The 21702-nt window shown below is 63.8% G+C and carries 15 protein-coding genes; 14 read left to right on the top strand and 1 reads right to left on the bottom strand.

Annotated elements, in window-relative coordinates:
- Positions 1–4 precede the first annotated feature (4 nt).
- The 12 genes from ispG (at position 5) to FB597_RS03280 (ending at position 13413) form a co-directional block, all read left to right on the top strand.
- Positions 5–1276: a flavodoxin-dependent (E)-4-hydroxy-3-methylbut-2-enyl-diphosphate synthase gene (gene ispG, locus FB597_RS03225; protein WP_141916288.1), complete on the top strand. Its 1272-nt coding sequence runs from the start codon at positions 5–7 to the stop codon at positions 1274–1276.
- Positions 1277–1407: 131 nt separating this feature from the next.
- A complete protein-coding gene (gene hisS, locus FB597_RS03230; RefSeq protein ID WP_144768013.1) occupies positions 1408–2769 on the top strand; it encodes a histidine--tRNA ligase in 1362 nt (453 codons plus the stop codon).
- A gap of 25 nt (positions 2770–2794) precedes the next feature.
- Positions 2795–3439 carry a tetratricopeptide repeat protein gene (locus FB597_RS03235; RefSeq protein ID WP_144768015.1) on the top strand — a complete coding sequence of 215 codons (645 nt, stop codon included), beginning with the start codon at positions 2795–2797 and terminating at the stop codon, positions 3437–3439.
- 127 nt (positions 3440–3566) lie between these two features.
- Positions 3567–4763, top strand: a complete 1197-nt coding sequence (gene bamB / locus FB597_RS03240) for an outer membrane protein assembly factor BamB (RefSeq protein WP_141916294.1) — start codon at positions 3567–3569, stop codon at positions 4761–4763.
- A 7-nt stretch (positions 4764–4770) separates the two neighbouring features.
- A complete protein-coding gene (der, locus tag FB597_RS03245) occupies positions 4771–6114 on the top strand; it encodes a ribosome biogenesis GTPase Der (RefSeq protein WP_141916296.1) in 1344 nt (447 codons plus the stop codon).
- Between the two features lie 142 nt (positions 6115–6256).
- Positions 6257–6496, top strand: coding sequence for an RNA chaperone Hfq (hfq, locus tag FB597_RS03250; RefSeq protein ID WP_050467890.1), 240 nt, complete (start codon positions 6257–6259; stop codon positions 6494–6496).
- Between the two features lie 39 nt (positions 6497–6535).
- Positions 6536–7660 carry a GTPase HflX gene (hflX, locus tag FB597_RS03255; RefSeq protein WP_141916298.1) on the top strand — a complete coding sequence of 375 codons (1125 nt, stop codon included), beginning with the start codon at positions 6536–6538 and terminating at the stop codon, positions 7658–7660.
- Positions 7661–7829: 169 nt separating this feature from the next.
- A complete protein-coding gene (hflK, locus tag FB597_RS03260; protein WP_141916300.1) occupies positions 7830–9185 on the top strand; it encodes an FtsH protease activity modulator HflK in 1356 nt (451 codons plus the stop codon).
- The gene (gene hflC / locus FB597_RS03265) at positions 9185–10075 is read left to right on the top strand and encodes a protease modulator HflC (protein WP_144768018.1); all 891 of its coding nucleotides are present in this window, start codon (positions 9185–9187) and stop codon (positions 10073–10075) included. Before hflK ends, hflC begins: the two co-directional genes overlap by 1 nt.
- A gap of 271 nt (positions 10076–10346) precedes the next feature.
- Entirely contained in the window at positions 10347–11507 is a 1161-nt protein-coding gene (locus FB597_RS03270; RefSeq protein WP_144768020.1) for an ATP phosphoribosyltransferase regulatory subunit, read from the top strand.
- Between the two features lie 3 nt (positions 11508–11510).
- Positions 11511–12824, top strand: coding sequence for an adenylosuccinate synthase (locus FB597_RS03275; RefSeq protein WP_141916306.1), 1314 nt, complete (start codon positions 11511–11513; stop codon positions 12822–12824).
- 55 nt (positions 12825–12879) lie between these two features.
- On the top strand, positions 12880–13413 hold the full coding sequence (locus tag FB597_RS03280) for a phosphoribosyltransferase (RefSeq protein WP_144768022.1): 534 nt from the start codon (positions 12880–12882) through the stop codon (positions 13411–13413).
- A 100-nt stretch (positions 13414–13513) separates the two neighbouring features.
- Here FB597_RS03280 and FB597_RS03285 read toward each other — a convergent pair whose 3' ends face one another.
- On the bottom strand, positions 13514–14593 hold the full coding sequence (locus FB597_RS03285; RefSeq protein WP_144768024.1) for an SDR family oxidoreductase: 1080 nt from the start codon (positions 14591–14593) through the stop codon (positions 13514–13516).
- 204 nt (positions 14594–14797) lie between these two features.
- Here FB597_RS03285 and FB597_RS03290 point away from each other — a divergent pair, with 204 nt between their 5' ends.
- A complete protein-coding gene (locus tag FB597_RS03290) occupies positions 14798–15679 on the top strand; it encodes a LysR family transcriptional regulator (protein WP_141917032.1) in 882 nt (293 codons plus the stop codon).
- A 96-nt stretch (positions 15680–15775) separates the two neighbouring features.
- Complete coding sequence (locus FB597_RS03295; protein WP_370454628.1) at positions 15776–21697, top strand: MG2 domain-containing protein; 5922 nt, start codon at positions 15776–15778, stop codon at positions 21695–21697.
- The last annotated feature ends 5 nt before the right edge of the window (positions 21698–21702 follow it).

Below are 21702 nucleotides of genomic sequence, written 5' to 3' on the forward strand. Positions count from 1 at the left end.
CGCCATGTCTTCTTCCCCGATCGCTTCCGGGCCCTGGGCCCGCCGCCAGAGCCGCCGCGTGCTGATCAGCCACGGCGCGCGCCAGATCGCCGTCGGCGGCGGCGCCCCGGTGATGGTGCAGTCGATGACCAATACCGATACCGCGGATGCCATCGGGACCGCGATCCAGATCAAGGATCTGGCGCGCGCCGGCTCGGAAGTGGTGCGCCTGACGGTCAATACGCCGGAAGCCGCCGCCGCCGTGCCGGCCATCCGCGAGCAGCTCGACCGCATGGGCGTGGACGTGCCGCTGGTGGGGGATTTTCATTACAACGGCCATACGCTGCTGACCGAATACCCGGACTGCGCCAAGGCCTTGTCGAAGTACCGCATCAACCCCGGCAACGTCGGCAAGGGCGCCAAGCGCGACACCCAGTTCGCCCAGATGATCGAAGTGGCTTGCCAGTATGACAAGCCGGTGCGCATCGGCGTCAACTGGGGCAGCCTGGACCAGGCGCTGCTGGCGCGCATCATGGACGAGAACGCCGGCCGCGCCGAACCCTGGCCGGCACAGGCGGTGATGTACGAGGCGCTGGTGACTTCCGCCATTGAGAATGCCCAGCGCGCCGAAGAGCTGGGGCTGGCGGGCGACAAGATCATCCTCTCGTGCAAGGTCTCCGGCGTGCAGGACCTGATCGCGGTATATCGTGAACTGGCGCGCCGTTGCGACTATCCGCTGCATTTGGGGCTGACCGAGGCCGGCATGGGCAGCAAGGGCATCGTCGCATCCACTGCGGCGCTGTCGGTGTTGTTGCAAGAAGGCATCGGCGACACCATCCGTATTTCGCTCACGCCCGAGCCGGGCGGCGATCGCACCAGGGAAGTGGTGGTCGGCCAGGAAATCCTGCAGACCATGGGCCTGCGCAAGTTCACCCCGATGGTGATCGCCTGCCCCGGCTGCGGACGCACCACCTCGACCGTGTTCCAGGACCTGGCTGACAAGATCCAGACCTACCTGCGCGACCAGATGCCGGTGTGGAAGGGCAAGTACCCCGGCGTCGAGAGCATGAACGTGGCGGTGATGGGATGCATCGTCAACGGCCCCGGCGAATCCAAGCATGCCAACATCGGCATCAGCCTGCCCGGCACCGGCGAGTCGCCGGCCGCGCCGGTCTTTATCGATGGCGAAAAGCGGATGACGCTGCGCGGCGAACGCATTGCCGAGGAATTCCAGAGCGTGGTGCTGGAGTATGTCCAGACCCGCTATGGCCAGGCGGGCCAGAACGGCCAGGCCTGATCACGTTTAGGTCGCGGGAGGGAAAGCGCGGCCGTAGCGATACAGTACACTTGCGCCTGCCATGCGCCGTGCATCACGGGCGATGGCAGGCAATCCAGTTTGAATTGAAGACAACACTATCCGGTATCGGTATGTCAGAGCAAAAGAAAGTCGAGAAGATCGTTGGCGTCAAAGGGATGAATGACATCCTGCCCGCCGACGCGCCGTTGTGGGAGCTGTTCGAGAACACTGTGCATTCGGTGCTCAAGAGCTACGGCTTCCAGCAGATCCGCACGCCCATCGTCGAGCCGACCGCGCTGTTCGCGCGCGGCCTGGGCGAGGTGACCGACATCGTCGAGAAGGAAATGTATTCCTTCACCGATTCCATGAACGGCGACAACCTGACCCTGCGTCCGGAAAACACCGCCGGCGTGGTGCGCGCCGCGCTGGAGCACAACCTGACCTACGACGGCCCCAAGCGCCTGTGGTACGTCGGCCCCATGTTTCGCCACGAGCGTCCGCAGCGTGGCCGCTATCGCCAGTTCCACCAGGTCGGCGCGGAAGCGGTCGGCTTTACCGGCCCGGACATCGATGCCGAACTGATCATGATGTGCCAGCGCCTGTGGGACGACCTGGGCCTGTCCGACATCCGCCTTGAGCTGAATTCCATCGGCGATGCGCAGGAGCGCAACAAGCACCGCGCCGACCTGATCGCCTATTTCGAGCAGCACAAGGAATTGCTGGATACCGACGCCCAGCGTCGCCTGCATTCCAATCCGCTGCGCATCCTGGACACCAAGAATCCGGCCATGCAGGCAATGGTCAATGGCGCGCCCCAACTGCTGGATTACTTGGGCGAGGAATCGAAGGCCCACTTCGAGGGCGTGCAGAAGATCCTGCGCCACAACAATATTCCGTTCACCATCAACCCGCGCCTGGTGCGCGGCATGGACTACTACAACCGCACCGTGTTCGAATGGGTCACCGACCAGCTCGGCTCGCAAGGCACGGTCTGCGGCGGCGGCCGCTACGATCCGCTGGTCGAGATGTTCGGCGGCAAGCCGACGCCGGCCTGCGGCTTCGCCATGGGCGTTGAGCGCCTGCTGGAGCTGATGAAAGCCAGCGGCGAGCAATACGCCCCCAACCAGTGCGATGTCTACCTGGTGCATCAAGGCGAAGATGCGCAGATGCAATCTTTCGTATTGGCCGAGCGTTTGCGGACTGCCGGCCTCGATGTTGTGCTACATTGCGCATCGTCGAACGGCGGCGGCAGCTTCAAGGCGCAGATGAAGCGCGCCGACGGCAGCGGTGCTGCCTTCGCCGTGATCATCGGCGAAGACGAAGTGAAATCCGGCACGGCGACCGTCAAGCACCTGCGCGAGGGCGATGCCGGCGACGGCCGGGCCAACCAGGACAGCATGGCGTTCGACGTGGTAGTCGACTACATCGTCGACCAGATCGTCGATGGCCACGATCATGGACATGATCACGAGCACGTGCACTACCATCCCTAATCGATAAGACTTTTTGCAGAGTTACATGGCATACGATCTCGAAGAACAAGAACAGCTCGACTCCATCAAGGCATGGTGGGCGAAATACGGCAATCTGGTTACCTGGCTGGTGATCGTTGCGCTGGCGGCCTATGCCGCCTGGACCGGTTGGAACACCTACCAGTCCCGGCAGGCGGGGCAAGCCTCGGTACTGTATGAAGAACAGCAGAAGTCGCTGGCGGCCAAGGACAATGCCAAGGTGCAGCGCACCGCGGCCGACATCCAGGACAAGTTCAGCGGCACCGCCTATGCCGAAATGAGCGCGTTGGTGGCCGCCAAGTCGGCCTTCGACACCAATGATACGGACGCCGCCCGCAAGCAGTTGCAGTGGGTGCTCGACCATGGCCGCGGCCCTGAATACAAGGCGATCGCAGCGGTGCGCCTGGCCGGCGTGATGCTCGACGCCAAGGCCTATGACGATGCCCTGAAGGTATTGTCGGGGGACTTCCCGGCGCAGTTCGCCGGCGCCATTGCCGACCGCAAGGGCGATGTGCTGCTGGCCCAGGGCAAGCGCGACGATGCCCGCGCCGCCTACAAGCTGGCGCTAGAAAAGACCGAAGCCAAGGATCCCAGCCGCCAGTTGATCCAGATCAAGCTGGACGCCATCGGCGGCGAAGCGCCCAAGGCCTGACCGGAATATGGCATGCGCGCGCCCGGCCGTTGCGGGGCTGCGCGCAGCCAGCCATGGCCGGGGCCTCCGGCCGAAGAGTCAACCGCAATCCCACCGCGAATCCATCCATCGCTCAGAGGAAAACAATATGCGTAGTGCGACAGCGACTGCTGCCAAGGCAACATCTTTTGCTCGATCCCAGTCCGCCGGCAAGCTGGCGTTGAGGCTGGCCGCCGCTGCGGCGGTCGTGGCCCTCTCGGGCTGTGCCTGGTTTTCCGGCAAGAAAGACCCGAACCCGCCGGCGCCGCTGGTCGAATTCACCCAGAAGTTGCGCGTGCAGACGGCCTGGTCGGTCTCGGTCGGCAAGGCCGGCAACTTCACCTTCACGCCGGCCTATGCCGCCGGCAGCGTGTTCGCGGCGGCCGCTGACGGCACCGTGGTGCGCATCAATGCCGAGAACGGCCAGACCCTCTGGCGCGTGCGTGCCGACATGCCGCTGACCGCGGGCGTCGGCACCGATGGCAGCACGGTGGTCGTGGTGGGCGAAAAGGGCCGGATCCAGGCATTCGACGCTTCCGGCAAGCCGACCTGGAAGGCGCAAGCCTCCAGCGAGGTGCTGTCGGCCCCGGCGGTGGGCGAGGGCCTGGTCGTGGTGCGCAGCATCGACAACCGTGTGACCGCCTATGATGCCGACAACGGCAATCGCCGCTGGATGGCGCAGCGCACCGTGCCGTCGCTGACCCTGCGCAATGCGCCGGGCATCGTGATCGGTTCGCAGACCGCCTTCGTGGCGCTGCCGGGCGGACGCCTGTCGGCGCTGGCATTGAACAATGGCGGCCCGCGCTGGGAAATCCCGGTCGGCGACCCGCGCGGCACCACCGAGCTTGAGCGTATCTCCGACGTGTCCGGCGTGCCCGCGCTGGGCGCACGCGACATCTGCGCGGTGGCCTATCAGGGCCGCATTGGCTGCTTCGACCTGATCAACGGCAATGTCCGCTGGATCAAGGAGTTCTCCAGCGATGTAGGCGTGTCGCTCGACGATAACTATGTCTATGCCGCCGATGTCGGCGGTACTGTCACCGAATTCGCGCGCGACACCGGCGCGGGCATATGGCGCAACGACAAGTTGAAGAATCGCCAACTGTCCACGCCGATCAGCGTCGGCCGTGCCGTGGCTGTGGGCGATTACCAGGGGTATATTCACTTCTTGTCGCGCGAAGACGGTTCCTTCGTGGCCCGTCTGCCCAGTGATGGCAGTCCCATCCAGGCTCCTCCGGTCAATGCCGGCCAGTCTGCCGTTTTCCAAACCAAATCAGGAACTGTGGTCGCTGTCGTGACCGAATAATATTGAAATGAAACCGGTAATTGCACTAGTAGGCCGTCCCAACGTCGGCAAATCGACGTTGTTCAACAGGCTCACCCGCAGCCGTGATGCATTGGTTGCGGATTTGCCCGGCCTCACGCGTGATCGTCACTACGGCGAAGGCCGGGTCGGCGAACGCCCGTTTTTGGTGATCGATACCGGTGGTTTCGAGCCCGTCGCCAAGGACGGCATCATGCACGAGATGGCCAAGCAGACCAAGCAGGCGGTGGTCGAGGCCGACGCGGTGGTGTTCATCGTCGACGGCCGCCAGGGCCTGACGCCGCATGACAAGACCATCACCGACTTCCTGCGCAAGTGCGGCCGCCCGGTGCTGCTGGTGGTCAACAAATCCGAGGGCATGAAGTACACCTCGGTCACGGCCGACTTCTACGAGCTGGGCATGGGCGATCCGTATGTGATTTCCGCCGCCCACGGCGACGGCGTGGCGGACCTGGTGGAGGAGGCGTTGAACGTCGCCGAGGCACAGCGCACGCCGGAACCGGAGCTGGAAGAGGCTGCCATCCGCGGCATCAAGATCGCCATCGTCGGCCGTCCCAACGTGGGCAAGTCGACGCTGGTCAACACGCTGCTGGGCGAAGAACGGGTGATCGCTTTCGATATGCCCGGCACCACCCGCGACTCGATCGAGATCCCGTTCGAACGCGATGGCCGTCATTACACCCTGATCGATACGGCCGGCATCCGCCGCCGCGGCAAGGTGTTCGAAGCCATCGAGAAGTTCTCGGTGGTCAAGACGCTCAAGTCGATTTCGGACGCCAACGTAGTCTTGTTGCTGCTTGATGCCCAGCAAGATATTTCCGAGCAGGACGCGCATATTGCCGGCTTCGTGCTGGAGTCCGGCCGGGCGCTGGTGGTCGGCGTCAACAAGTGGGACGGCATGCAAAGCGACCAGCGCGACCAGATCAAGATGGATCTGGAGCGCAAGCTCAATTTCCTCTCGTTCGCCAAGTTCCATTTCATCTCGGCCCTGAAGTCGACCGGCATCGGCCCCCTGATGAAATCCATCGATTCCGCCTACGCCGCGGCGATGGCCAAGCTCAGCACGCCCAGGCTCACGCGGGCGCTGGAAGAGGCGCTGGAACACCAGCAGCCGCGCCGCAAGGGATCGATTCGCCCAAAGCTGCGCTATGCGCACCAGGGGGGGCAGAATCCGCCGGTGGTCGTTATCCATGGCAATGCGCTGGAAGCCATCGACGACAACTACAAACGCTATCTGGAGAAGCACTTCCGGGAAACTTTCTCCCTGGTTGGCACTCCACTGCGTATCGAGTTCCGTTCCGGAAAGAATCCGTTTGTCCGTCAGGACAAATAATCCGTAGAGATGCTGTAATTTAGTTAATGATTTTGGCGTTGCAGGCAAAATCGTTTACATTGATGAAGCATAAATTGGTAAAGCACTTGTTTTTCACTAAAGTGCCTCCAAGTCCTAATCACAACAACACCGTGGAGCTGCCATGAGCAACAAAGGGCAATTGTTACAAGACCCATTTCTGAACGCATTGAGAAAAGAGCACGTTCCCGTCTCTATCTATCTGGTCAACGGCATCAAGCTGCAAGGCCATGTGGAGTCTTTCGATCAATACGTGGTCCTGCTGCGCAACACCGTTACGCAGATGGTTTACAAACACGCCATTTCCACCGTCGTGCCTGCGCGCGCGGTCAACCTGAGTCTCGACTCGTCCGACGCCGAATAATGGTCTACCGAGCCGGCGTAACGCCGTGTGCAGCTTGATATGCGTGCCGCGTTAGTCGGCCTGGATTTCGGCAAGAATGATTTCGCCGCAAGTCTGGATGAGTTGTTCCTGTTAGCGAAGTCCGCCGGCGCGGAGCCGGTGATTACCATCACCGGACGTCGTGCCAGCCCGGATGCGGCTCTCTTCGTCGGTTCCGGCAAGGCGCAGGAAGTCGCCGACGCGGTTGCCGATCTGGAACTTGAGCTCGTCATCTTCAACCATGCATTGTCACCCGCCCAACAGCGCAATCTTGAACGCGTGCTGAAGGTGCGTGTGCTCGACCGCACCAGCCTGATCCTGGATATTTTTGCCCAACGGGCCAAAAGCCACGAAGGCAAGGTTCAGGTCGAGCTGGCGCAATTGCAGCATCTGGCGACCCGCCTGATTCGCGGCTGGACCCACCTGGAACGGCAAAAGGGCGGCATCGGCCTGCGCGGTCCCGGCGAAACCCAGCTGGAAACCGACCGCCGGCTGCTGGGCGAGCGGGTCAAGGCATTGCGCGCGGTGCTGGCCAAGTTGCGGCGGCAGCATGCGACGCAACGACGGGCGCGGGGGCGCAACGAGACCTTTTCGGTGTCGCTGGTGGGATATACCAACGCCGGCAAATCGACCATTTTCAATGCGCTGGCCAAGGCCGGCGTTTATGCCGCCAACCAGCTTTTCGCGACGTTGGATACGACTTCCCGCCGCGTTTATCTGGGCGAGGTCGGGCATGTCGTCATTTCGGATACCGTCGGCTTCATCCGCGAATTGCCGCACCAATTGGTGGAGGCTTTCCGCGCGACGCTGGAAGAGACCATCCATGCCGACCTGCTGCTGCATGTGGTGGACGCCGCCAGCCCGGTGCGCATGGAACAGATCGAGCAGGTCAACGAGGTCTTGAGGGAGATCGGCGCCGACCATGTGCCGCAGATCCTGGTCTGGAACAAGATCGATGCGGCCGGCCTGGAGCCGGCGGTCGAGTATGACGAGTATGGTAAAATCCAGCGGGTTTTCGTCAGTGCGAAGTCTGGTGCTGGCTTGGATCTGCTGCGCGAAGCGGTGGCCGCTTCGCTGAAGGCCGCATTGGAGGCCAGGGGCCGCAGCCGATCACAGCCTGTCGATTCCGAAGGTGTGCACGTCTGAGCAATTCCCTGAGAGTCACTAACAAAAGTCGTTGGCAAGGCGCGCCGACGCAGGCAGTACGAAGGTACGGCAAGGAGGCGCGACGCCGCCAGCGGCGTTTTGTCAGTGACTCTGAGCGCACATTCCTCCTTGATTCACTTATCAATAACTACAGCCGGATCGCAAACGCATGCTTGTGTCTTTATTCAAGAAAATCGGTGTGAAGTTTTCGTTGAACGATCCCCAATGGGGACGTGGTTCGCAAGACGACAACCGCGACAATCAGAATAACGGAAGTAACGGCGAAAAACGACCCGAGAAGCCATCCGGCAACGGCGGGCCGCCGGATCTCGACCAGCTCTGGCGCGATTTCAACCAGCGCCTGTCCGGCATGTTCGGCCGCAAGGGCGGTGGCGGCGGTTCCTCCGAGGGCGGCGGCGGCTTCAACCGCGGCGACGTCAAGGGCGCCGGCATCGGCGCGGGCGTGATCGCCATCATCGTCGCATTCCTGTGGCTGGCCAGCGGCTTCTTCATCGTCCAGGAAGGCCAGACCGCCGTGGTGACCACTTTCGGCCGTTACAGCCATACCACCTTGCCAGGCTTCAACTGGCGTTGGCCGTATCCCATCCAGGGCCACGAAATCGTGAACATGTCGCAAGTGCGTACCGCCGAGATCGGCTACCGCGGCAATGTGCGCAACAAGCAACTGAAAGAATCGCTGATGCTGACCGACGATGAGAACATCATCGACATCCAGTTCGCGGTGCAATACAAGCTCAAGAATGCCGCCGAATGGCTGTTCAACAACCGCGACCAGGACGACTCCGTGCGCCAGGTGGCCGAGACCGCGATGCGCGAGATCGTCGGCCGCAGCAAGATGGACTTCGTGCTCTATGAAGGCCGGGAAAAAGTCGCCTTGGATGTGAGCCAGCGCATGCAGCAAATCCTCGATCGCTACAAGACCGGCGTGCAGATCACCAACGTGACCATGCAGGGCGTGCAGCCGCCGGAGCAGGTGCAGGCGGCTTTCGATGATGCGGTCAAGGCCGGCCAGGATCGCGAGCGCCTGAAAAACGAAGGCCAGGCCTATGCCAACGACGTGATCCCGCGCGCTTCCGGCGCCGCTTCGCGCCTGCTGGAAGAAGCCGAGGCTTACCGCTCCCGCGTCATTGCGAATTCCGAGGGCGATGCCTCGCGCTTCAAGCAGGTGCTGGATGAGTACCAGAAGGCGCCGGCCGTCACCCGGGAGCGCATGTATCTCGAAACGATGCAGCAGATCTTCGCCAACACCACCAAGGTGATGGTCGACGCCAAGAGCGGCAGCAACCTGCTCTACCTGCCGCTGGACAAGCTGATCCAGCAGACCGCGGGCGAGCAGCCGGCCGCGGCATCGGGCAAGCCGCAGGCTGCGCCTGCGGGGCAGGCCGCCGGCGCGGCAGCTTCTTCCAATCCGACTTCGGGAAATGACACAGTGTATTCGTCCGAGCTGATGCGCGACATAAGAAACCGGGATCCGCGCGAAGCGCGCGAAAGGGAGGTGCGCTGATGGGCCGCCTCATTACCTCCATCATCGTCGCCGTGGTGGCGATCTGGCTGGCTTCCTCCACTATCTTCGTGGTGAACCAGCGTTCCTCGGCCATCGTGTTCGCGCTGGGCGAAGTCAAGCAGGTGATCAGCGAACCGGGCCTGCACTTCAAGTTGCCGCCGCCGTTCCAGAACGTGATGTATCTGGACAAGCGCATCCAGACCCTGGATACGCCAGATGCCGACCGCTTCATCACCGCGGAGAAGATGAACGTGCTGGTTGACGCCTACGTCAAGTGGCGCATCGTCGATCCGCGCCTGTACTTCGTCAGCTTCGGCGCCGACGAACGCCGCACCCAGGATCGCCTGTCGCAGATCGTCAAGGCGGCGCTGAACGACGAAATCACCAAGCGTACCGTGCGCGAAGTCATTTCCAGCCAGCGCAACAGCGTCATGGATGCGTTGCAGGCGCGCGTGGCCAACGAGGCCAAGCAGATCGGCGTCGAAATCATCGACGTGCGTTTGCGCCGCGTGGACTATGTCGACCAGATCAGCAACTCCGTTTTCGAGCGCATGAAGTCCGAGCGGGTGCGCGTGGCCAATGAGCTGCGTTCCACCGGCGCCGCCGAGTCCGAGAAGATCCGCGCCGATGCCGACCGCCAGCGCGTGGTGATCCTGGCAGAAGCCTACCGCGCCTCCGAGAAGATCCGCGGCGCGGGCGATGCCAAGGCCTCGCAGATCTATGCACAGGCATTCGGCCAGAACCCCGACTTCTACAAGTTCTACCGCAGCCTCGAGGCCTATCGCGCGAGCTTCAAGAACCGCCATGACGTGATGGTGGTGGATCCGAGTTCGGAATTCTTTAAATATTTCAAGGGTATCGGCAACAGCAACAGCGTTTCCAAGAAATAAACCGACAACGTGGACAAGGCCCGCGCTGCATAAGGGTGCAACGGGCAAGAGGATGGATGCCGCTGGTTGAGGGCATCTTTCCTTTTTTGTGGCGGATTGTTCCGGGCAGGCAAGTTTCCCGGATGGCGGGAGTGGGGCGTCAGGATGTTCTTCTATTCCGAAACGCCCCGGTTTTTCGTCCAGTCCCGCTCCAGACTTGAAGCGTTGATGGTTTGCCGATGCAGACCGCCGGGCCGCCCGCCTGTTTTTTTTCCTGAGTTATTTTTCGTCTATGCCTAACTGGCTTCTTCCTGAAAACATTGCCGACGTCTTGCCGTCCGAAGCGCGCAAGATCGAAGAGTTGCGTCGGCGCCTGCTCGACAATTTCCGCCTGTACGGCTACGAAATGGTCATGCCGCCGCTGCTGGAATACCTGGAGTCGCTGCTGACCGGCGCCGGCGCCGACACCGACCTGCGCACCTTCAAGCTGGTCGACCAGTTGTCCGGCCGTACGCTGGGCGTGCGCGCCGACATGACCACCCAGGTCGCGCGCATCGATGCCCACCTGCTCAACCGCGCCTCGGTCACTCGCCTGTGCTACGCCGGCAGCGTGCTGCATACCCGTCCGTCGGGCCTGCACGCCACGCGCGAGCCGATCCAGATCGGCGCCGAGATCTACGGCCATGCCGGCATCGAAGCCGACGCCGAAATCCAGGAACTGGCGCTCAATTCGCTGGCGCTGGCCGGCATGCAGCAGATCCGCCTGGACCTGTGCCATGTCGGCGTGCTGCGCGCCATCATCGCCAACGACCCGGCCGCCAAACGCCAGGAGGCCCAGTTGTTCGGCCTGCTGGAAGCCAAGGACGTGCCGGGCCTCAAGGAAATCACCGCCGCCTACCAGGACAGCACCCGCCAGGCGCTGCTGGCGCTGCCGGGCTTGTACGGCGACATCTCCGTCATCGCGCGCGCGCGCATCACGCTGCCGGCCTTGCCGGGCATCGCGCAGGCGCTCGACGAGCTGCAGGCGCTGGTCGAACTGGCCGGCAGCCACAAGGGCGCGGTCGTGACCATCGATCTGGCCGACCTGCGCGGGTATCATTACCACAGCGGCGTGATGTTCGCCGCCTATGTGCCGGGCCTGCCCAATGCGGTGGTGCGCGGCGGCCGTTACGACCATGTCGGCGAGGCCTTCGGCCGCGCCCGCCCGGCCACCGGCTTTTCGATGGATTTGCGCGAACTGGCGCGCCTGATGCCGGGCGCGGAAAGAAAGCGCGCAATTCGCGCGCCATGGGGTACCGAAGCCGGCCTGCGTGAGAAAATAGCGCAATTGCGGCAGGCGGGGGAAATCGTGATCCAGAGCCTGCCGGGTCACGAAAACGATCAGGACGAATTCGACTGCGACCGCGTCGTCGAATTCAGCAATGGAAACTGGATTATCAAAAACTTGGGCTGAGTCATGTTACAGAATAGCAATGCAAAGAATGTCGTCGTCATCGGTACGCAATGGGGCGACGAAGGTAAGGGCAAGATCGTCGATTGGCTGACCGACCACGCGCAAGGCGTGGTGCGTTTCCAGGGCGGCCACAATGCCGGCCATACGCTGGTCATCGGCGGTCAGAAGACTGCACTGCAACTGATTCCGTCCGGCATCATGCGCCCCGGCGTGGCATGCTACATCGGCAATGGCGTGGTGCTGTCGGTGCCCGACCTGCTGCGCGAGATCGACAAGCTGGAAGCGGCTGGCGTGGAAGTGTGCTCGCGCCTGAAGGTGTCGGAAGCCTGTCCGCTGATCCTGCCTTACCACGTCGCCCTGGATGTGGCGCGCGAAACCGCCCGCGGCGCCGACAAGATCGGCACCACCGGCAAGGGCATCGGCCCGGCCTATGAAGACAAGGTGGCGCGCCGCGCCATCCGCGTGGCCGACCTGCTCAACGAAAAGCGCTTCGCCGAGAAGCTGCTGGCCAACCTGGACTACCACAACTTCGTCCTGACCCATTACCTCAAGACCCAGCCGGTCGACTACCAGAAGACCCTGGACGACGCGCTGGCCAACGTGCCGCGCATCAGGCCCATGGTCACCGACGTCTCCAGCGACCTGTACGCTGCGCACAACGCCGGCGGCAAGCTGCTGTTCGAAGGCGCGCAGGGCAGCCTGCTGGACGTCGACCACGGCACCTACCCGTTCGTCACCTCGAGCAACTGCGTGGCCGGCAATGCCGCCGCCGGTACCGGCGTCGGCCCGGGCATGCTGCACTACATCATGGGCATCACCAAGGCCTACACGACCCGCGTCGGTTCCGGCCCGTTCCCGGCCGAACTGCCCACCGATGCCGGCGTCGGCAAGCACCTGGCCTCCGTCGGCCATGAGTTCGGCACCGTCACCGGCCGTGCGCGCCGTTGCGGCTGGTTCGACGCCGCGCTGCTCAAGCGCTCGGTGCAGATCAACGGCGTGTCCGGCATGTGCCTGACCAAGCTCGACGTGCTCGACGGCATCGACTCGCTCAAGCTGTGCACCGGCTACAAGCTCAACGGCAAGCAGGTCGACATTTTCCCGGTCGGCGCTGAAGAGGCCGCGGCTTGCGAACCGATCTACGAAGAAATGCCGGGCTGGAGCGAGTCCACCGTCGGCGCCAAGTCGCTGGATGCGCTGCCGGCCAACGCCCGCGCCTACATCAAGCGCATCGAAGAACTGGTCGGCGTGCCCATCGACATGATCTCCACCGGTCCCGACCGCGAAGAAACCATCGTCCTGCGCCATCCGTTCAAGTAAGCACAGGCTCTGCCACATAACAGCAATAAGCAATTCGCAACAAGCAATAAACAAGATGAAGATCTCCGACGACAAAGACCTGTGGGTCACCTGGGACGACTACAACCGCCTGATCGAACGGCTGGCGTTGAAAGTCTACGAGTCCGGCTGGCAATTCGACCAGGTCTTGTGCCTGGCGCGTGGCGGCCTGCGGCCGGGCGACGTGATGTCGCGCATTTTCGACGTGCCGCTGGCCATCCTCTCGACCAGCTCCTATCGCGAGGCGGCCGGCACCATCCGCAGCTCGCTGGACATCGCCAAGTACATCACCATCACCAAGGGCACCCTGGGCGGCCGCATCCTGCTGGTGGACGACCTGGTCGATTCCGGTGTGACGCTGCAAAAGGTGCTGGTGCACCTGAAGGAGCACTATCCCACCGTCACCGAGATCAAGTCCGCGGTCCTGTGGTGGAAGGGATGCTCGGTGGTGGAGCCCGATTACCATATCGACTACCTGCCGACCAATCCCTGGATCCACCAGCCTTTCGAAGACTACGACAGCCTGGGCCCGCACCAGCTGGCGGCCTGGATCAAGAAGGGCGACGCCTGAGCCGTTGGCGTTTTGCCGATCCACCTGGTCGCAATGAAAAGAGCTTGCCGCGGCAAGCTCTTTTTTTTTGCGTGTACACATACAGGGCGACAGGGCGCGCTCAAGGGATGACCTTGTTCCGCCTGAACTCATCGAACAGCCGGTAAAACATCCGTTCGCTCTCCACATACTCATGGAAGCCGAAACGCCGCGCCTTGGAACCGTCGCCGAACATGTCGTAGTCCCACGAAAACACGAAATCGGCGAATCCCCATGACGACAGCGTATCGTAGGAATGCGCGGCCAGGCCGTGGGCGCGCGCGATGGTTTCCCACAGCGGCGCCTTGTCGCTCATCACGTCGGCCAACGCCAATGGCAGCGGCGGCCCGACTTCCATGTCGAACCAGCGCGCGATCTTCGGCCACATCTCGCTCCAGCGGAAGATATCGCCGTTGCCGATGTTGAAGGCCTGGTTGGCACAGCCCTCATTGGCCGCGGCCCAGACCGTCGCCTTGGCCAGCAGGCCGGCATCGGTCATCTCCACCAGCTTGTCATAGGCGCCCGGTTTGCCGGGAAAGCGCAGCGGCAAGCCCAGCGCTTTCGAGATGCTGGCATACACCGCAATGGCCAACGCCAGGTTCATCGGATTGCCCAGCGCCGCCCCGCCCACCACTGCCGGCCGGATCGCCGACCAGCTCCAGCGCTGGCCTGACTGCGCCTGCCGCTGTTCCAGGTAACGCTGCTGGTCGAACATGAATTCGGGCGGCATGAACTGGGCATCGGTTTCGCGCGCCGGCGTCTTGAAGGGGCCCAGGTGGCCGCCATAGACCTTGTAGCCCTGCATCAGGCTGATGTGGCGCAGTCCCGGCGCGGCCGCTTCGACTGTTTCCACGGTGTTCTCCAGCATCGCCAGGTTGGGCGCCACCAGTTCGCTCCAGGTGGCGCGATGCTGGTAAGCCGTATAGAAAATATGGGTGACATGCTCCAGCGGCGCCAGCTTCGCGCGCGTGTCGCCCGCATCCAGCAGATCGACCGCGATATGGCGCAGGCGGCCGTCCGCACGGTCTTCGCCGCCGCGGCGCGACAGGCCGATAACGTCCCACTCGGGCAGCGTGAGCAGGTGCTCGATCAGCTTGCTGCCGATGACGCCTTTGGCGCCGACCACCAGGGCAGTTTGCTTGCCAGTGTTTTCAGTAGACATCCGGTTTCTCCGATCAAGGTAAGGTCAGCAGGCTTCGACGCCGGTCGAAGGTAGCGCGGCAGCCTTGTGCGCAATTGGCCTATCAAATCCTTGTTGTTGGCCGGCGTCCGAAAAGGCGTTGCCAGCGATGGTCGGGATTGTGCCTGCGATCTTTCTTGAGAAAAATACCGTTAAAATCAAAGAATATTTGATTCGGAGTCAATGATGTCAATTCAATCGGAAGAATTGCGCACCTTTGTTGCCGTGGTGGAAGCCGGCAGCCTTTCCGCCGCGGCGGAGGTGCTGGAGCAGACCACCTCCGGCGTGAGCCGGGCCCTGTCGCGGCTGGAAGAAAAGCTGGGGGCGAGCTTGCTGACCCGTACCACGCGGCGCATGGACCTGACCGAAGAAGGGCAGGCCTTCCTCGAACAGGCGCGCCATATCCTGGCCGCAATGGAGCAGGCCGAGGAGGCGGTGCGGGCGCGCACGCAAAAGCCGGTCGGCAAGCTGCGGGTGGATGCGGCCGTGCCATTCATGCTCCATTGCGTGGTGCCGCACGTGGGCGCTTTCCGCGAGGCGTATCCCGAGATTGAGCTGGAGCTGACCACCAATGACCGTTTCATCGACCTGGTGGAGCAGCGCACCGACATTGCCATCCGCATCGGCGAGCTGCAGGACTCCACATTGCATGCCAAGCCGCTTAGTTCGGCGCGCCTGAACATCGTCGCCAGCCCCGGTTACCTGGCGCGCCATGGCGAACCCAAATCGGTGGAGGCGCTGGAGCAGCACCGGCTGATCGGCTTCGCCCAGCCCGAATCGCTGAACCAGTGGCCGCTGTTGCATGCCGGCGGCGACCGCTATCCGGCCAGGCCGGCGATCCGCGCTTCCAGCGGCGAGACCATCCGCCATCTGGCGTTGCACGGGCAGGGTATCGCCTCGCTGTCGAACTTCATGACGGATGCCGATATCGCCGCCGGCCGGCTGGTCAAGTTGCTTGAGCCAGCCTACAGCGGTTACCGGCAAAAGATTTCGGCGGTCTATTACCGCAATACCCAACTTTCGAGGCGCATCAGCTGCTTTCTGGACTTTTTGCAATGCAAGCTCTGATACGCTCTCCAGCCAGGCAACAAATTGCCGTAATTCAGGTCACAGCGCCATAACAAGATCGATCCGGAGAACAAGATGAAGCAAACGGAGGCCTGCATGGCCGCAGCATGGAACGCCAGGACAAAGCAGATGCTGCAGACGCGGGTTGTCATCCGCAAGATGCTCAATCGGTTCAGCGCATTCGGCGCGAGCTTGCTGGCCATCGGCGTCTTGGCCGGCATGGCCTTGTCGCCCTCCGGCGCGGTGGCGGCCGGCGCCAGTGTCACCAGCTTCTCGCCGCAGGGCGAAGTGTCGCGCATCCGCCAGGTACGGGCGCGTTTTTCCGAAGCCATGGTCAAGTTCGGCGATCCCAAGGCCGGCTCGCCCTTCGACGTCGATTGCCCGGTGGCCGGCACCTCGCGCTGGGCCGATGACAAGAACTGGATCTTCGACTTCGAACGCGACCTGCCGCCCGGCACCAGCTGCAGCTTCAACCTGCGCACGGGAACCAGGTCGGTGGCCGGCAATCCGCTCGGCGGCAAGGGGCGCTTCCAGTTCAGCACCGGCGGCCCGGCCGTGACGCGCGTGCAACCCTATGCCGGCGCGCGCATCGCCGAAGACCAGGCGTTCATCCTGTTCCAGAACGGCGCGGCGACGGCAGCTTCGGTGCGCGACCATCTGTACTGCGAAGCCGAAGGCGTCAATGAACGCATCCCCACCAAACCGTTGGCCGAAAGCGACCGCCAGGCGCTGCTCAAGGAGTTCGCCAGGAATATCGATCCCGCCTCGGTCACCACGGTGCAATGCCAGCAGCGCCTGCCCAACGACGCCCATGTGCAACTGGTGTGGGACCGCGGCATCGCCGCCGCCAATGCGCCCGCCAATGCCCCCGCAATCGTGACCGCGCAGCCGCAGGTGTTCAAGTTCCAGGTGCGCAGCGAGTTCACCGCCAGTTTCAGTTGCCAGCGCGAGAATGCCAATGCCGCCTGTTCGCCCATCCTGCCGGTGACGCTGTCGTTCTCCTCGCCGGTGCCGCGCAAGCTGGCCGCGCAAATCGTGATGAACGCCACCACCGGCAAGATCAAGCCCGACCTGAATCCGAACGATCAGGGCGAGACCATCCATGATCTCAGCTTCAAACCGCCATTCCCGGAAAAGTCCGAATTCACGATCACGCTGCCGGCCGGCTTCCAGGACGAGGATGGCCGCACGCTGGGCAATGCCGGGTCGTTTCCGCTGAAGTCGGCGCTGGCGGACTTTCCGCCATTGGCCAAATTCCCCGCGGCGCCGTTCGGCATCATCGAACTCAATGCCGACCCGGCCCTGCCGGTGACCTTGCGCCGTGTCGAAGCCGGTTTGCAGGTGCGCGGCGCGGACGGCAAAGCCATGCCCGGCAAGGTGGCCGACCTCAAGGTCGACGGCGACAAGGGCGTCATCGCCTGGCTCGCCCGCCTGAACAAGTACCACGAGAAATGGGGCGACCCGAAGAAGGTCGATTCGCGCAGCATCAGCCTGTTGCAGAAGGAGCCGGGCGTGAAGCTGCTCGACCTGCCGCCGCTGAAGGAAGCCAAGGATGGCGTGTGGCCCTTCGAGGTGGTGGGCATTCCGTTGAAGGACCCGGGTTTCTATGTGGTCGAACTGGAGTCGCACAAGCTCGGCGCATCGCTGCTGGGCAAACCGCAGCCGATGTATGTGCGCACCAGCGCACTGGTGACCAACCTTGCCGTCCACGTCAAGCTGGGCCGCGCCAATGGCGCCGTGTGGGTGACCCGGCTGGATAACGCCAAGCCGGTTGCCGATGCCGATGTGCGCGTGTCCAATTGCGAAGGCACGCAGCTATGGCAAGGCCGGACCGACGCCAACGGCGTGGCCATCATGCCGGCGCTGGAAGACGCCTGCGCCAGCCGGCCCTACAGCGAAGCGAATGCGGGCAGCATCAACGGCTTGTTTGTCAGCGCCCGCAAGACCGATGAGAAAGGCCGCGCCGACATGGCGTTCGCGCTCAGTTCGTGGAACGACGGCATCGAGCCCTGGCGTTTCAACCTGCCGACCGAGACCGCAAAAGTCGCCACCACGCGCGCCACCACCATCTTCGACCGTACGCTGTTTCGCGCGGGCGAAACGGTATCGATGAAGCATGTGATCCGTAGCGAAACCATGCAAGGCTTCGCTACGTTGCGCAAGGAAGACCTGCCCACGCGCGCGCGCATCATCCACCAGGGCAGCGGCCAGGAGTTCCAGTTCCCGCTGGCCTGGCGAGGGCAGAAGAGCGCCGAAACAGTCTTTGCCTTGCCCAGGCAGGCCAAGCTCGGCATCTATGAGGTGGTGCTGGACGACGGCAAGGTCAGCGCCAGTGCCAGTGCCAATGGCCAGGATGCGAACGACAACCAGGCCGGTGGCGAGCGCGGCTGGGATGGCGGGCGCCGCAGCTACTATACCGGCAGCTTCCGCGTCGAGGAGTTCCGCCTGCCGCTGATGCAGGGGCGCATCACGCCGCCCAAGGGCGCGCAGGTAGCGATCAAGGAATTGCCGCTCGACCTGCAACTGAACTACATCAACGGCGGCGGCGCCGCCGGCCAGAACGTGAACGTGTCCAGCCTGGTGCGTTCGCGCAGCGTCAGCATCGGCGGCTACGACGGTTTCTCCTTCGAGCCGCCGCGCGCCGATGACAGCAGCAATGCCGACGACCAGAAGATCGTGGCCGACAAGCTGCCCGTCACGCTCGACAAGAACGGCGCCGGGCGCGCCGTGATCGCCCGGCTGCCGGCCTCGCCACGGCCGCAGGAACTGGTCACAGAGATGACCTACAGCGACCCCAACGGCGAGGTGCAGACCATCTCCAACGTGACGCCGCTGTGGCCGTCCGCCGTGGTGGTCGGCCTGCGCGCCGGCAACTGGATTTCGGTCAAGAAGAAACTGACGCTGACGGCGGTGACGCTGGATACAGCCGGCCGGCCGCAGGCCGGTGTGCCGGTCGAGATCCGCGCCATCGCGCGCAAGACCAATTCGCACCGCAAGCGCATGGTCGGCGGTTTCTATGCCTACGAAAACGACCAGAGCACGCAAGACCTCGGCAAGCTGTGCTCGGGCAAGAGCGATGCGCACGGCATGTTCCTGTGCGATACCGAATTGTCGGAGCCGGGCAATGTGGATCTGATCGCCTTGGCCAAGGATGCGCGCGGCAATGCCGCCGCGGCGTATTCGTCGGTGTGGGTGACCGGCCGTGGCGAACTGTGGTTCGAGGGCGAGAACCAGGACCGCATCGACATCCTGCCGGAGAAGAAGAGCTACCAGCCGGGCGACACCGCCAGGTTCCAGGTGCGCATGCCGTTCCGCTACGCCACCGCGCTGGTGGCGGTGGAGCGCGAAGGCGTGATCGATACCCAGGTAGTGCAATTGTCGGGGCAGGACCCGAGCATCGCCGTGCCGGTCAAGGCCGGGTATGGGCCCAACGTTTATGTGTCGGTGCTGGCCGTGCGCGGGCGCATGCGCGAGGTACCCTGGTATTCCTTCTTCCTGTGGGGCTGGAAGGAGCCGATCAACTGGTGGCATGAGTTCCGCGAATACCAGGCGCCGGGCCCCATCGTCGATCTCTCCAAGCCGGCCTGGAAGTTCGGCGTTGCCGAGATCAACGTCGGCGAGGCCGGGCACCAGCTGCAAGTGACGGTGAGCGCCGACAAGCCGGCCTATCCGATCCGGGCCACGGCCAAGGTCACGGTGCAGGTCAAGTTGCCCGACGGCCAGCCGGCGGCCGGCGCCGAATTCGCGCTGGCGGCGGTGGACGAGGCCTTGCTCGAACTGCAGCCCAACACCAGTTGGGATGTGTTGCATGCGATGCTGCAGCGGCGCAGCTATGGGGTGGAAACCGCGACCGCGCAGATGCAGGTGGTCGGCAAGCGCCACTACGGCAAGAAGGCCACCCCGGCCGGCGGTGGCGGCGGCCGCGCGCCCACGCGCGAACTGTTCGACACGCTGCTGCTGTGGAAACCCAATGTGACGCTGGACGCGCAAGGCCGCGCCCAGCTCGAGGTGCCGTTGAACGATGCGCTGACGTCGTTTCGCATCGTCGCCGTGGCCGAAAGCGGCGCCAACTACTTCGGCACCGGCAGCGTCAATATCCGCTCGACCCAGGATGTGCAGGTCATCTCGGGCTTGCCGCCGCTGGTGCGTGAAGGCGACAGCTTCAGCGGCATGGTCACGGTGCGCAACACCACCACGCATGACATGAAGATCAAGCTGACCGCGCGCGCCCAGGGCAACCTGCCGGCTGTCGCGCTGAGCCTGCCGGAGCGTGACGTGGCGGTGGCCGCCGGCCAGTCGGCCGAGGTGGCGTGGCCGGTGCAGGTGCCGGAAGGCATTGCGCAACTGGCCTGGGAAATCGGCGCGCAGGAACAGGGCGGGCAAGGGGCCCGGGACGCCATGAAGTTCAGCCAGCGCGTATTGCCGGCGGTGCCGGTCACGGTGCAGCAAGCCACGCTGTTCCAGCTCGACAAGAGCGCGACCATCAGCGTCGCCCAGCCTGCAGGCAGCCTGCCGGGGCGCGGCGGTTTGACGGCAACGCTCAGGCCCAGCCTGGCCGGCGGCGCCGAGGGATTGACGCGCTACTTCACCGACTATCCCTTCTCTTGCCTGGAGCAGAAAACCTCCAAAGCCATCGGCCTGCGCGACGAGGCCGGCTGGCAGAAGATCGCCGCCGACCTGCCGACCTATCTCGATGGCGACGGTCTGGCGTATTACTTCCCGCCGTCCGACAGCGGCGCGCGGCGCGGCAGCGATACCCTGACCGCCTACCTGCTGGCAGCCACCAGCGAGGCCGGCTATGCGATCCCGCAGCAAAGCCGCGACAAGATGCTGGAGGGATTGGCCAACTTCGTCGAAGGGCGCGTCACGCGCGATTTCTGGTCGCCGCAAAAAGACCTGGACGTGCGCAAGCTGGCCGCGCTGGAGGCGCTGTCGCGCTACAACCGCGTGCAGCCCGCCATGCTCGGCTCGCTGCAGATCAATCCCAACCAGTGGCCGACTTCCGGCCTGCTGGACTGGATCGCGCTGTTGCAGCGCGTGCCGGCCATTCCCGAGCGCCAGAAGAAGCTCGATGAAGCCGAGCAGATCCTGCGCGCGCGCCTGAACTTCCAGGGCACGCGCATGGGCTTCTCCAACGAGGAGGGCGATTACTGGTGGTGGCTGATGAGCGGCGGCGATGCCAACGCCAACCGCCTGATCCTGCTGGAACTGAACAATCCGGCCTGGCGCGACGACATGCCGCGCCTGGTGGCCGGTGCGATCGGACGCCAGCAGCGCGGCCATTGGAACACCACCACCGCCAACGTCTGGGGCAGCCTGGCGCTGGAGAAATTCGCGCGCAAGTTCGAGGGCGAGCCGGTCAGCGGCAGCACGCGCGCCACGCTGGAGCAGGGCGGGACCACGGTCGCTGCCCAGGCCTTGGCATGGGGCGGAGCCGCCGCCGGCGGCAAGCTGCAATTGCCCTGGCCCAAGGCCGATGCCGCGGGCGGCACAGTACGCTTCACGCAGGAAGGCAGCGGCAAGCCATGGGTGACGCTGCAAAGCCTGGCCGCGGTGCCGCTGGCGCAACCGTTCTCCAGCGGCTACCGGATCACGCGCAAGGTGGAAGCGGTGGAGCAGAAGCAGGCCGGCAGCTATACCCGCGGCGACGTGCTGCGCGTGACGCTGGAGATCGATGCCCAGGCCGACATGACCTGGGTCGTGGTCACCGACCCGGTGCCGGGCGGCGCGACCTTGCTGGATTCCGGCCTGGGCCGCGATTCGGCCATCGCCCAGGGCGAGCAGAACCAGCCGAAGGAGCGCGGCCTGGGTTGGCTGGCCTATGAGGAGCGCAGCTTCGAAGGCTATCGCGCCTACTACGAGTCGATGCCCAAGGGGCGTACCAGCATCAGCTACACGGTGCGCCTGAACAACGCCGGCGAGTTCAATTTGCCGCCGACGCGGGTCGAGGCGATGTATGCGCCGGAAATGTTCGGCGAAATCCCGAACCGCAAGGTCATGGTCAAGGCCGCGCAATAAGGGAG

The sequence above is a fragment of the Herbaspirillum sp. SJZ099 genome, assembly GCF_007828355.1.
GTDB lineage: Bacteria > Pseudomonadota > Gammaproteobacteria > Burkholderiales > Burkholderiaceae_D > Herbaspirillum.